This is a genomic window from Cupriavidus sp. FW305-F7, from assembly GCF_058782875.1.
In genome coordinates this window covers 19,694-31,732 of the sequence record NZ_JBYSYC010000005.1, presented here as the reverse complement: position 1 = coordinate 31,732, position 12,039 = coordinate 19,694, and the positions used below count along the sequence as shown (strand labels likewise).

9 protein-coding genes and 1 pseudogene are annotated in these 12,039 nt (G+C 66.0%); 4 read left to right on the top strand and 6 right to left on the bottom strand.

Annotated elements, in window-relative coordinates; translation table 11 throughout:
* Nucleotides 1–115: 115 nt before the first annotated feature.
* The 6 genes and pseudogenes from AC3WL8_RS06300 to AC3WL8_RS06275 all read right to left on the bottom strand — a co-directional run.
* A pseudogene (locus AC3WL8_RS06300) lies at nt 116–258 on the bottom strand (IS110 family transposase); the annotation flags it as partial.
* 95 nt (nt 259–353) lie between these two features.
* The gene (locus AC3WL8_RS06295; RefSeq protein WP_249679196.1) at nt 354–1,115 is read right to left on the bottom strand and encodes a bestrophin-like domain; all 762 of its coding nucleotides are present in this window, start codon (nt 1,113–1,115) and stop codon (nt 354–356) included.
* A 1,291-nt stretch (nt 1,116–2,406) separates the two neighbouring features.
* Nucleotides 2,407–3,483, bottom strand: a complete 1,077-nt coding sequence (locus AC3WL8_RS06290) for a lipocalin-like domain-containing protein (RefSeq protein ID WP_492378015.1) — start codon at nt 3,481–3,483, stop codon at nt 2,407–2,409.
* Nucleotides 3,480–6,005: an FtsX-like permease family protein gene (locus AC3WL8_RS06285; RefSeq protein ID WP_492378014.1), complete on the bottom strand. Its 2,526-nt coding sequence runs from the start codon at nt 6,003–6,005 to the stop codon at nt 3,480–3,482. The genes AC3WL8_RS06290 and AC3WL8_RS06285 overlap by 4 nt, the downstream gene beginning before the upstream one ends.
* 3 nt (nt 6,006–6,008) lie before the next feature.
* Nucleotides 6,009–6,704 (bottom strand): ABC transporter ATP-binding protein, encoded by a 696-nt coding sequence (locus AC3WL8_RS06280; protein WP_013953255.1) that lies wholly within the window; start codon nt 6,702–6,704, stop codon nt 6,009–6,011.
* 135 nt (nt 6,705–6,839) lie between these two features.
* Complete coding sequence (locus tag AC3WL8_RS06275; RefSeq protein WP_492378013.1) at nt 6,840–7,904, bottom strand: VWA domain-containing protein; 1,065 nt, start codon at nt 7,902–7,904, stop codon at nt 6,840–6,842.
* 75 nt (nt 7,905–7,979) lie between these two features.
* Here AC3WL8_RS06275 and AC3WL8_RS06270 point away from each other — a divergent pair, with 75 nt between their 5' ends.
* Genes AC3WL8_RS06270 through AC3WL8_RS06255 form a run of 4 tightly spaced genes read left to right on the top strand, consistent with a single transcriptional unit; the run spans nt 7,980 to nt 12,017 of the window.
* Nucleotides 7,980–8,921 carry a S1C family serine protease gene (locus AC3WL8_RS06270; protein WP_211981658.1) on the top strand — a complete coding sequence of 314 codons (942 nt, stop codon included), beginning with the start codon at nt 7,980–7,982 and terminating at the stop codon, nt 8,919–8,921.
* Nucleotides 8,922–8,936: 15 nt separating this feature from the next.
* A complete protein-coding gene (locus tag AC3WL8_RS06265; protein ID WP_013953258.1) occupies nt 8,937–9,950 on the top strand; it encodes an AAA family ATPase in 1,014 nt (337 codons plus the stop codon).
* The gene (locus AC3WL8_RS06260; RefSeq protein WP_492378012.1) at nt 9,928–10,962 is read left to right on the top strand and encodes a DUF58 domain-containing protein; all 1,035 of its coding nucleotides are present in this window, start codon (nt 9,928–9,930) and stop codon (nt 10,960–10,962) included. Before AC3WL8_RS06265 ends, AC3WL8_RS06260 begins: the two co-directional genes overlap by 23 nt.
* A complete protein-coding gene (locus tag AC3WL8_RS06255; protein WP_492378011.1) occupies nt 10,959–12,017 on the top strand; it encodes a VWA domain-containing protein in 1,059 nt (352 codons plus the stop codon). Before AC3WL8_RS06260 ends, AC3WL8_RS06255 begins: the two co-directional genes overlap by 4 nt.
* The last annotated feature ends 22 nt before the right edge of the window (nt 12,018–12,039 follow it).

Below are 12,039 nucleotides of genomic sequence, written 5' to 3'. Positions count from 1 at the left end.
TGGGGAGCTCCTGTAGGCAGCGTACGGTGCGCACTGCGGTAGCGCTCGTGCGGGAACTCTCCAACACCCAAGCCCGCGCGAGCGCCATTCGTGACTATACTCGCGTTGGCGCGTCCAATCCGGCCAACATCGACGAGCAGGCCTTCGGGGTATTCATGATCCCCCCACGTACCGGACTTCGCTGCCTGCCTGCGCCACCGCAACGGCGATCGTTTCCTGGTGTACGACCAAGCCTACGTACTTGCTAAACTTGTCCATGACCTGCCCCCTCAATTGTGGCTCTGGGTTGTTGGTTTAACCCACCTCAAGCCTAATCCACGTCGCTTGAGGTGCGACAGGTCAATACATTCTGTCTAGTTCCCCAGCCGCGCTAGCGCCTCACGCATTGGCCCCAGCGAGACCTTGATCACGCCATCGAGCGGTGTATCCATTTCCAGGATCAGGAGGATCGCCCCTGAAGCTGACAGCGCGCACAGGAGAAAGGCGACCACAATGGTCCCGTTTCGCGGCGCGAGCAATCCGAATGCGCCAAAGATAATGGCGAGCCACGACACCAGCACAACCAGCAGCGGCAGGGCCACGGAGCCCTCTCTTTGCAGCAGCGCCAGCGAGCGGGACGCGAAGACTTCATCGGAGATCCGGAGGGCGCGCGCCTGGATCTCACGTTGCGCGGGGGTGGTGGGCGAGAGTTCCGCTACCTTCTGTTGGAACGCCTCCACGCGGGCGCTGATTTCCGGGTTGGTCAGCCGTGCCGTGCGGCCTGCGTCGTCGGATGCCAGCAGATCGACCCACAACGCATAGTCGCGCCGAAGAGTGGCACGGAGCTCCTTCGCTGGAGGCCCATACTGGACCAGCAGGCGATCAAGGCGAACAATGCTTGCGGCATTGTGCACAAGGTCACCCTTAACCGTGTCGAACGTGCTTTTGGCCGATGAGATCAGCAACCCAAGCACCAAGGCGGCAATGGTCGCGATCAGCCCGGTCGCTAGCTTGATGGCGTTGCTCGATTCCTCGCTGAGGTGATGCTCCGGCAACATGCGGCGCACGTAAAGGCCAAGCAGTGCGGCGCAGAAGATGCACAGGAACGTGATCAAGGCGATGACGAGTTGGCTCACGCTTCCGTCCTCCGCTTAAAAATCCATTGCACCCAATACAGCTTGTCGACTTGGCGGCCATTCCCGCGCTCGGCCCCCCGTATCAGGGCCCACTAGGCTAGTGGCTAAACCGGGCGACAGCTGCAAAACGGGTAACGCAGGTCATGGTGACCGCAGTCGCTGCTGGTGATAGGCAACTCGCCCCTGTTCACTCGTCTCGTTGACGCTTCATGATGCCGGATACCCGCGGCATACCTTTCGCAATGGTGATTGCCTGACTGGAAGCTGTGGATTAAACGGGTCGATGCAACGGATTAATGAAATCGTTCAGCCAGTGTATTGAAGTTTAGTGTTTTTCGCAGTTTTGTCGCAACAAGAGAGATCAGTCGACAAGAAGCCAGCGGTGATGGTTGGCTTATGCGGCCAGCGAATAGAATTTGAGAGCGCACGGGCCAGTGGTTACCGGCAGGCAGTGTTCTTGTGGAACCGCTGTGCGAGCTACTTTAGCCGCCATGGCTTTCTGTTGGCTCCGGGAAGCAATCTCCCGGATGAAGTGCGAGCTTCGCGGGCGTTTCAGCGGCACGAAGGCTTGACACTGTACTGCATGAGGTGTGACCGGCCACGACACTGTAGCCCGCCTCGCATTCACTATGGGTCCTAGCCGAAGACCTCGGATGCGTCCGTCATCAGTCTAAGCCCATGGGCTCGGATTCGTTCCTGGGCACGCCGGGCAAAGACTGATGCATCCAGGTGTGACCCGAGCATCCGTACGCCGTGGGAGACTCGTCGAAAAATGAAATCAACTTCGTTTTCGGTGAAGTCGCCGTAGGCAAGGTATGCCCTCAGCATCTCGTTAAGGTAGGCATCACACTCACCTCGCTGCAATACAGTGCGCTTGCCAGCAGAGACCGCGAGTGCCACCGCAGCCACCGGCGTCTCCAGTGCTTGGAGTCGTCCTTTACCAATTTACCCCTCCATTGCCCGGCGCGGCCTTTCTTTACGCTGCCCGCAATTGCCAAGGAGTAGGGAGCACGCGGCGCGCATTTTGAAAATCATCATAGCGTGACGGAAATAGCAGGGCAATCGGCTTTCCCCTGGAGAAGGTCCCACCAAAGAGGGGGGTGGCGAGCCCGCGAGAACAAAGCCAATCATCTGGCTGCAACACCCAGAATCGGTATGTCAGTGCGCGTGCAACTGGCATACCGTGCCTTCATCGGCCATCGACCGGATATCAAGCCGCTTCTGACTCCAGCTGCAGCTACGCGCATGGCCACACGGGCCTCGCAGAGGTCACCATCCTGGACATCCCGCCTCAAAGATTGAGGCGCTGGAAATACCCAGTTAGTTCAAGGTAACCCCGTCCGACCGCGTTGCCTCCCCGCAATGCAGTCACCGCGCCCTCCCAATAGACCGCGCCGGTGCTCGCGCGGCTATCGAGTTCCTGATCATCCATCAGCGGTACCAGTTCGAGTGTGAGATCGCCTGCGTTCAACCGCATGGCAACCGGATAGCTCGTGCCGGTACGAGGCGAGCGCCAACGGCGCGCCGGCATGAAGTTGACCTCTTCGGGAGCCAGTACCTGGACGCGCCCGTCGCTGCCGCGCAGCGTGCCGCCTCCCCAGAACTTGCGCCCCGCCTTGTCCCGGATCTGGAAGGCCATCAACGCGCCGCCGTCATCCAGGTTGATGCCGATCCAGTCCCAGCCGACGGCCTCGTCGGCCAGCAAGGTCGACGACCATTCGTGATCCAGCCAGGCAGTGCCATGCACGGTTTCCTGCTGGGTGCCCCGCTTCAAGGTGCCGCTCACCTTGAGCCCCGGCCGGCTGTAGTAATAGCTCGCCTGGGCCGCCAGAGGGCCCTTGCGGCTGAAACCCCGTTCGCCCTGTAGCAACAACCGTTGGGTTGGCTCCATTGTCAGATCGAGGGTGAAATCCCGCGCGGGAAATCTGGCTCGGTAGCGCCCCGTCGCCTCTCGGCGCAGCGACCAGTTGTCGATGTAGACATCGGTATCGGCAGTGTCGGCAAGCGCCAAGCCGAAGCCGCTGCGCGCCGCGCGCTGGTCGTGCTGGAGCTTGCCGGCCACGGGATCGCTCAGGGCGACATTGGCGAACAGCAGTTGCTGCGGCGCGAAGCGGCTTGGGTTGGCCTGGTCGAACTGCGGGCGCGAGCGGAAGAACGTAACCTGGAAGCCGAGCGGCGCTCCTGCCGGCGTCTGCAGCCAGCCGGTGGCATACCACCATTCGGTGCGATAGTCGGGGTGTGCGCCGTGGTCGCGCGGGAAAGCCAGGGTTCGGCCTGCGTCGACTGGCGGATAAGCGGGCGCTGCGCCCAGCGCCGCGCCCGCCACGCCGCAACCCGGCAACAACCGCAGGAATGAGCGCCGCTTCACCAATCCTCCTGAACCGCGCGCACGGCGCTACGCGACATCGCGTGCCGCCCGCTCGCCAGCGCAGCCAGCGAGGCCGCCGCCACCACCGCGCTCGCCACCTGGGCCAGGAATGCCCAAGGCATATGCAAACTCATGGTCCAGTGGAACGACTGCGGGTTGACAACGTGAACCAGGATCAAGGCGATGACCCATCCCAGCGCAAGACCGGCTACCACGCCAAGCAGAGCGAGTAATGCGCCCTCCAGTGCCAGCATCGCGCCGATCTGCCAACGCATGAAGCCGAGATGCCGCAGCATGCCAAATTCGCGCGCACGCGCCAGGGCCTGCGCGCTGAAGCTGGCGCCGATGCCGAACAGGCCGATCATGACCGCTATGCCCTCCAGCAGGTAGGTCACTGCGAAGCTGCGGTCGAAGATTTTCAGGGTGATGGTGCGAATCTCGCCAGGCTCGGCGAAGGTAATGTGTTCACCGCCGGCGACGCGCTGGTGCAGCCTCTCCTTGACCTGCGCCGGGCCGGTGCCCTGCTCCAGCCACAGGGCGACGTCAGTGACACGCCGCTCGTCCGTGAGCCGTCGATAGTCGTCCTGGCTGATCACCACCGTACCATGCTGGCGCGCGTAATCGCGCCACACGCCGCCCACCAGGAAGGCGACGGGCCGGCCCTGCAGCGGCAACGTGATACGTTGCCCGGGGCGGAAGCCATAGAGGTCGACCATCGCCTCGCTGACCCATACCGCCGGCGGATCACCCGGCTGCGCCGCGACGGGCGCAGCCGTCAGCGGCAACCGTGCGCCCGGATTGCGCGGATCGATCGGCCTGGCAATGACCGTTACGGGGGGACGCTCGGGATCAAGCAGGATCTGGCTCGAACGTAGAAACTCCGCACGCGCAACGCCACGGACGCTGGCAATGGCCGCCTGGTCGTCAGGCGAGAAATACGCGCTATCGCCGCTTGACGAAGCACGCAAATAGAGGTCAGCCGGCAGGACATTGTGCAGCCAATCGTCCACCGAGATGCGGAAGCTTGACACCATGATCGCCATCGCGGCCATCAGGCTGAAGCTGGCGACAATGCCGGCCAGGGCGATGGCCGCGCGGCCCGGTGCGCCGGCGAGCTGGGTCAGGGCAAGCTGCGGCACAGCCTGTCGCCAAGAGGGCAGCAAGCCGAACACAAGATGCGCCAGCCGTGGCATCAGCAGGATAGCGCCCACCAACAGAAGCGCGATCGCCGCATAACCGAAGACCGGCAGATCCGCCACCGGCCGCAGTGGCGTCAGCCCAAGCCCGGCTGCCATCGCCGCAAGCCCGGTCCACGGCGAGCGCAGCCGCTTGAGCGGTGTCTCCTCATCGCCCGCCTTGAGCGCCTGCGCCGGCCGCGCACGGGCGGCCTCCCATGCCGGCGCGAGACTGCCGAGCACCGCCGCCGACAGCCCGAGCGCGAAGAAGATCAGCGCTGCCGGCGCGTCGAAGCGGACCTTGGGCTTTACACCTTCAAAGTAGCCACCGCCCAGATCGCCCCCCGCATACCCGAGCACCGCGGCAGCGAGGACGAAGCCAAGCGCCAGGCCGAGCATCGCGCCGAGCGCGCCTTGAGCCGCGCCTTCCGCCAGCAGCAGCCGCAGCAGGCCACCGCGTGTCACCCCCAGGGCGCGCAACAGTGCAAGCTGCGAGCGCCGCCGCAGCACCGAGACAGCCTGCATCGTGAACACCAGGAAGGCGCCTGTGAACAACGCCACCAGCGCAAGCACGTTCAGGTTCACCCGATAGGCGCGCGACAGGTTGGAAGTTCGGCGCGCGTTGTCCTGCGGCGATCCCGCCACCACCCCTGGCGGCAGCAGCGCGGCCAGCGCTTGCGCAAAGCTGTCGGTGTCCACTCCCGGCCTGAGCTTGACGTCGATCCGCTGCAGCAGGCCAAGCCGGTCGAGGCGCCACTGCGCCGCACCGATATCCATCACGCCCAGGCGCATGCCCTCGCCCGCCGCCGGCAGCGTGCCGGCAATACGCAGCGTAAGCGCGGTGAGCCCGACTTGTACGGTGAGCGGATCCCCGGGCTTGAGGTCGAGCCAGCTCAGCGCCGCCGGCGAAAGGAACACGGCGTCGGGATCGAGAACCTCGAGCTTGCCCGCGCGCTCCTCGGCGGGCCGCCCGATCAGATTGGGGGTCACAGGCGCCGCCCGGAACACATCGATGCCAAACAGCGTCAGCGCACCGGTGCGCCCCGGCACCAGCGCATTGACTTCCACCACGGGGCTGGCCGCCGCCACCTCCGGCAGGCCCGCGATGCGCGGATAGAGCGATTCATCGAAGCCCATGCGCGGCCCGCGGATCTCCAGATCGGCATTCCCCATCAACGAGCGCACCGCCTGGGAAAACTCCGCCAGTGCAGCGTGGTTGACCAGATGCACGCCATAGCCCATTGCCACACCGATGGCCACGGCAAGGATGCCGATGATGGCGCGTCCGGGATGGGCGCCCAATTCGCCCAGAAGTAGCGCAAGGCCGAGCGAGCGCGGCGTTCGCATGGCTCAGGCTGCCGCGCTCATCGGCGGCTGGGGCCCCAGCGGCGTCAATCCGCCTGGCGTCAACTGCAAGACGCGATCCGCCGTCGCCGCAGCCAGTGCCGAGTGCGTGACGATAATCGCGGCCGTGCCGTTTGCGTTGACCAGTTCGCGCAGCAGGCTCAGCACCCGCGCAGCCGTCTCGTGATCAAGGTTGCCAGTCGGCTCATCTGCCAGCAGCAGCATCGGCCGGTGTACCAGGGCACGTGCAATCGCCACCCGCTGCAGTTCCCCGCCGGAAAGCTCGCGCGGCATACTGTCCTCGCGCCCCTCAAGCCCAACCGCGGCAAGCATCTCGGCAACGCGGGCCGACGCCTTTTCCCACTCGAGGCCGTTCAACAGCAGAGGCAGCGCCACGTTCTGCGCCGCGCTCAAATTCGGCAGAACATGGAAGGCCTGGAACACGAACCCCAGCTTTCGCCGCCTCAGCAAGGTTGCGGCATCGTCGTCCAGCTTGCCCAGGTCCTGTCCGTCGAACTGGATGCAGCCACTGTCGGGCCGATCCAGGCCGGCGATCAGGTGGAGCAGCGTCGACTTGCCCACGCCAGATTCACCCATGACGGCGACATATTCGCCGGCGTCCAGCGCAAGACTGACTCCGCGGAGAACGGTGCGCGGTCGGGCGCCGTTGTATGTCTTGGAGACGTCTGTAAGGGTCAGCACAATGTTGTCAACCTCGCGTGGCGCGCCTCTCTGTCCGTCTCGGTTCCCGGGTGAAATCCAGGCTGGAAATACACCCGCTGCGCCTATGGATGGCTCGGGGAATGAACCCGGCCGCTACATCAAGCATGCTTCAGGTCACCGCCGGAACCACAACATCGAGAGCCCGCACGCCACCCCCAGCATCAGGACCGCTGCTGCCGAGAACAATGCACTGATCTCGGTTTCCTTGCGCTCGAGCGCGAAGCGGGCGCTGAGCTGGCGATACACTCGGCTCAGGTCCGCAGCCGAGCCTGCCTGGAAGTACTCGCCGTCCGTTATCGCCGCTACCGCCCGCAAGGCGGGTTCATCGAGCTGCATGTAGTAAGACAGGCCCGACTCTATCGTGGCTGCGCCCTGCGGCGTACCGAAGCCCACCGTATAGACGCGCACGCCGCGCTGGGCGGCCATGCGCGCGGCGTCCAGCGGGTCGGGGCCGGTGGTGCGGCGGCCATCGCTGAGCAGGATCACCGCACCGTGCCGATACGAGCCGGGCTGCGCCGCCGGCCGTTCCTGTTCGCGCTTGCGGACGGCGTCCGCCGCGGCGGCCTCTGCCAGCGATCTGCCGCCGGGCCCGGGTGCGAGCGACTCGCCGCTGAAAAGGATTGCTTCCAGGTCGATGCCATCGTCGGGGAACAACACTGCCAGCGCCTGGATCAGCCCGCTGCCGGTCGCCGTGCCGTGCTGGAGCTGGAAGCGATCGATTGCATCGAGCATGTCCTGCCGGTTGTCGGTGGGGGGCAGTACCACGGTCGCCGTGGCGGCAAAAGAGACCATGCCCAGGCGCACGCTGGCCGGCAGCCCGACGATGAGATCCCGGGCAGCCTGCTTGGATGCGGCGATCCGGGTGGGTGCAACGTCGGTCGCCGCCATGCTGCGGGAGGTGTCCATGGCCAGTACCAGGGTGATGGCGTCGGACGGCAGCGTGATCGTCGCAGTAGGACGGGCGCAAGCCAGCAGGGCCACGCCCAGCGCGAGCAGGAAGAGCAGCGGCGGGATGTGACGCCGCAGTCGTTGGCCGGGACCCAGGGCGGCGCGCGGCAGCGCAAGGCTGGCATACAACAGGGCGATTTTCTTGCGCCGCGCAAGCAGGTACAGGTAAGCGGCTGCCAGCAGGGGCAGCACGAGCAGCAGCCAGAGCATTTGCGGCCAGAGAAACTGCATACCCGTGCTCCTTGGCGCGTGGGTAAGACGATGGTACTGTATTTTCCACGGCGGGACGGGACCTCGGGGGCGGCAATGAAACGGGTATCGATCTACGGATGGGTCTCGGCAGCGGTCGCGCTGGTTCTCGCCGCGGTCGTGGGCTCTGCCTGGCTGTTGCAACCGTCGCCGCGCGTCCTAAAGCAATCCGACATCGACGCGGCAGTGCTGCACACGTTGGAGACCAGGCGTCTGCCTTCGCGCACAGCCAGGGCCGCAGAGGCGGTTCGCGAGTCGGTGGTGGAAGTTCGCAGCTATGCGCCAGCGGAAAAGGCGGCGGACAAGCCGACGGAAGCGGCATCCGCCCGAAACGCCAAACGTGATCCCCCTGCCACACGCCCCAAAACCAAATCGCACCCGCCATCCCCGCCGCCCTCTCGCGATGAACTCGCAAAAGGCGACCCATCGGGCGGCAAGGACGAGTCCGGTGGCAAGCGCAAAGTCCGCAACATCGGTTCGGGTGTGGTCGTGACCGAAAGCGGCGTCATTCTCACCAGCTACCACGTCGTCGCCGACGCCCTGCGCCTGGAGGTCATATTCCACGACGGCCACACGGCCGAGGCCTCGGTGGTGCAGGCGTTCCCGGAGAAAGACCTCGCCGTGATCCGGCCCAGTTCAATCCCCGACGACCTGCCGCCGGCGACGCTCGGTTCCAGCCGGAACCTCGCGCCCGGGACCGAAGTCGTCGCGGTCGGCTTTCCGTTCGGCATCGGTCCGTCGGTGTCTGCCGGCGTGGTGTCGGGGCTCGACCGCAGGTTCGTTTCGCCGGACGGCAAGCGGGACCTGGACAAGCTCATCCAGTTCGACGCCGCCGCCAATCCGGGCAACTCGGGCGGGCCGCTGGTGAATCTGGATGGCGAGGTGGTCGGGATCGTCACCGCCATCCTCAACCCCAACCAGAGCGGCACTTTCCTCGGCATCGGCTTCGCTGTCACGATCGAAAGCGCCGGCATTGCCATCGGATCCTCTCCTTTCTAGACGCGGGGGCCTTAAATGAACGACCAAGCCAGGGGCACTGTGGACAGCGCCGACTTGATGGAGCGCCTGCTGTATGAGGTGAAGCGCGTGGTGGTGGGGCAGGACCAGTTCCTGGAACGGGTACTGGTGGCGATCCTTGCGGGTGGCCACCTGCTGGTGGAAGGCGTGCCGGGCCTGGCCAAGACGCTGACCGTCAAGACGCTGGCCAGTACCATGAGCGGCTCCTTCAAGCGCATCCAGTTCACGCCTGACCTGCTGCCGGCCGACCTGATCGGCACGCGCATGTATAACCAGGGCACGGGCGAGTTCTCCACCGTGCGGGGCCCGGTCTTTGCCAACCTGCTGCTGGCCGACGAGATCAACCGCGCGCCGGCCAAGGTGCAGAGCGCCTTGCTGGAGGTCATGCAGGAAAAGCAGGTCACCATCGCCGGCGAGTCCCATCTGGTGCCCACGCCCTTCCTCGTCATGGCCACGCAGAACCCGATAGAAACGGAAGGCACCTACCCCTTGCCCGAAGCGCAGGTCGACCGCTTCATGATGAAGGTCCTGGTGGGCTATCCCAGCGAAGAGGAGGAGGCCGTCATCGTCAACCGTGTCACCGGCCCCCGCATCAGCGTGAGCCCCATCGCCACGCCCGAGCGCCTGGCAAGCCTGCAGGAGGAATGCGGCAGGATCTATGTGGATCCGAGCCTGGTCCAGTATGCAGTGCGCGTGGTGTCGGCCACCCGCAAGCCGGGAAGCTACGGGCTGGAAGACCTGGATCGATACATAGCGTTCGGTGCCAGCCCCCGCGCCACCATCGGCCTGATCGAAGGCGCGCGCGCCCTGGCGTTCCTGCGCCGCCGGCACTATGCGCTGCCCGAAGACGTGGTCGACCTCGTGCCGGATGTCTTGCGCCACCGCCTGGTGCTCTCATACGAGGCCATGTCCGACGGCGTGACTGCCGACCAGCTCGTCACCCGCATCCTGCAGGCGCTGCCGGTTCCGGAGCGCCCATTGGAATCCCATGTTCGGGCGCCTGCGCGCTAGGCGCCGGAGCGGCCCGGAAGCCGCACCCTATAGCGCACCCGGTAGCGCACCCGCCGGCACGGCGCTGGCCAGCGTCGACGCAAGGCAGACCGAGGCCTTGCTGCGCCGCCTGGAATGGACCGTGGTGCGCCGCCTCGATGGCCTGTTGCAGGGCGACTACCGCACGCTGTTCCGCGGCTTTGGGCTGGATCTTGCCGACCTGCGCGAATACCACCCCGGCGACGACGTACGGCACATCGACTGGAACGTGACGGCGCGGCTGCAGACACCGCATGTGCGTGAGTACCAGGAAGACCGGGAGGTCTCCGTCTGGTTCCTGCTGGACCTGAGCGGATCGGTCGGTTTCGGTTCTGGCAGCGTGAGCAAGCGCGACCTGCTGAGCGACTTCACCACCGTCATGGCGCTGCTGCTGACACGCTACGGCAACCGGGTCGGCGCCCTGCTCTACGGCGGGGCCACAGACGCGGGCGCGTCGGTGGTGCCGGCGCGCTCGGGGCGCCGGCATCTGCTGCACCTGCTCGACCGCATGCATGCCACACCCGCCGCGTTGCCGGGCGACACCCGCTTGCGCGACCTGCTGGAGCGCGCACGGGCGTTCGCGAAACACCGATCGGTGCTGTTCGTGGTCTCCGACTTCATCAGCGCCCCGGGCTGGCAGGCATCGCTCGGAATGCTGGCCCGGCGCCATGAGGTCGTCGCCGTGCGGCTGGTCGACCCGCTGGAGATGGCCTTGCCCGACCTGGGCCTGGTCGTGCTGCAGGATGCCGAAACCGCGGAGCAGATGTTCGTCGACACGCACGACCCGGCCTTCCGCAAACGCTTCGCCGCCGCCGCCCAGGCGCGCGAGGCCGAGTTGCGCCTGGCCTTCACCCAGGCTGGCGTGGCGTGCCTGACGCTGTCGACCTACGCCCGCCTGGACCTGGCCCTGCTGCACTTCACCCGCCGGCGCCGCCACCGTCAAGGGGCCGCTGCAGTAGCAAAGCAGGAAAACGGGCCAAAGGGGGCAGCATGACCGATGCCATAAGCCGGCTACCCGTCTTCAGCTTCCTGTGGCCAGGCATGCTGTGGTTGCTCGCGCTCGTCCTCGTGCTGTCCGCTGGCTACGTATGGCTCGATAGGCGCCAGCGCCACGCGACGGTGCACTATCCCACCCTGAAAACCGTCGGCGTTGCCATCAAGGGCGGCGCGACCTTGCGCCGCCACGTGTCGCCCATGCTGCTCCTGCTGGCCCTGGCCGCGCTGATCTTCGCCATCGCCCGACCCCAGGCGGTGATGCTGCTGCCCTCGCGCGTCGAGACCGTGGTCCTGGTCATCGATCTGTCTGGCAGCATGCGCGCGCAGGATGTCCAGCCCAGCCGCATCCGCGCCGCCCAGCAAGCGGCCAAGGTTCTGCTCGACGCACTGCCCGCGGGCGTCAGCGTGGGAGTCGTCGCGATGGCCGGCACCGCCGCCGTGGCACAGGCGCCCAGTCGCAGCAAGGATGCCGCGGCCACGGCAATCGACCGCCTCAAGCCGCAAGGCGGCACCGCGCTGGGCAATGGCCTGCTCATCGCGCTGACGACGCTGCTGCCGCAGACGGCTGATGACGCCGAGCGCCTCATGAACGGCGACACCACGCCGCTGCAAAAGCCGGACGCATCCCGCAGCGGCGAAGCCGTGACGCCCGGCTCCTATCCCTCTGGGGCAATCGTCCTGTTTTCCGACGGTGAAAGCAACACCGGCCCGGCCGCGACGCAGGCGGCGCAGCTTGCCGCCGCGCACGGCGTGCGCGTTTATACCGTCGGGGTTGGCACGACCGAGGGTGTGGTGCTTTCGGTCAATGGCTGGTCGGCGCGCGTCAGGCTGGATGAGAAGGTGTTGAAGGAAGTCGCCGATGCGACAGGGGCGGAGTATTTCCCGCTTGCGGATGCCGCGCAACTGAAGAGGGTGTACCGGGCGCTCAATATGCGGCTGGCGTTTGGCAAGCGCGAACAGGTTGAAATTACTGCGTTCTTTGCCGCGCTGGGGGCGTTGCTGGCCACGTGTGCGGGGCTGCTGTCGTTGTGGTGGTTCGGGCGCGTGATGTAGGCAGGGACTGGCTCTGGCAGAG

Bases quoted from the DNA above. Each gene is read 5' to 3' on its own strand.
- AC3WL8_RS06265 (WP_013953258.1), top strand. From the start codon at position 8,937: ATGAACGACCAAGCCAGGGGCACTGTGGACAGCGCCGACTTGATGGAG.
- AC3WL8_RS06260 (WP_492378012.1), top strand. From the start codon at position 9,928: ATGTTCGGGCGCCTGCGCGCTAGGCGCCGGAGCGGCCCGGAAGCCGCA.
- AC3WL8_RS06275 (WP_492378013.1), bottom strand. From the start codon at position 7,904: ATGCAGTTTCTCTGGCCGCAAATGCTCTGGCTGCTGCTCGTGCTGCCC.
- AC3WL8_RS06285 (WP_492378014.1), bottom strand. From the start codon at position 6,005: ATGCGAACGCCGCGCTCGCTCGGCCTTGCGCTACTTCTGGGCGAATTG.
- AC3WL8_RS06270 (WP_211981658.1), top strand. From the start codon at position 7,980: ATGAAACGGGTATCGATCTACGGATGGGTCTCGGCAGCGGTCGCGCTG.
- AC3WL8_RS06255 (WP_492378011.1), top strand. From the start codon at position 10,959: ATGACCGATGCCATAAGCCGGCTACCCGTCTTCAGCTTCCTGTGGCCA.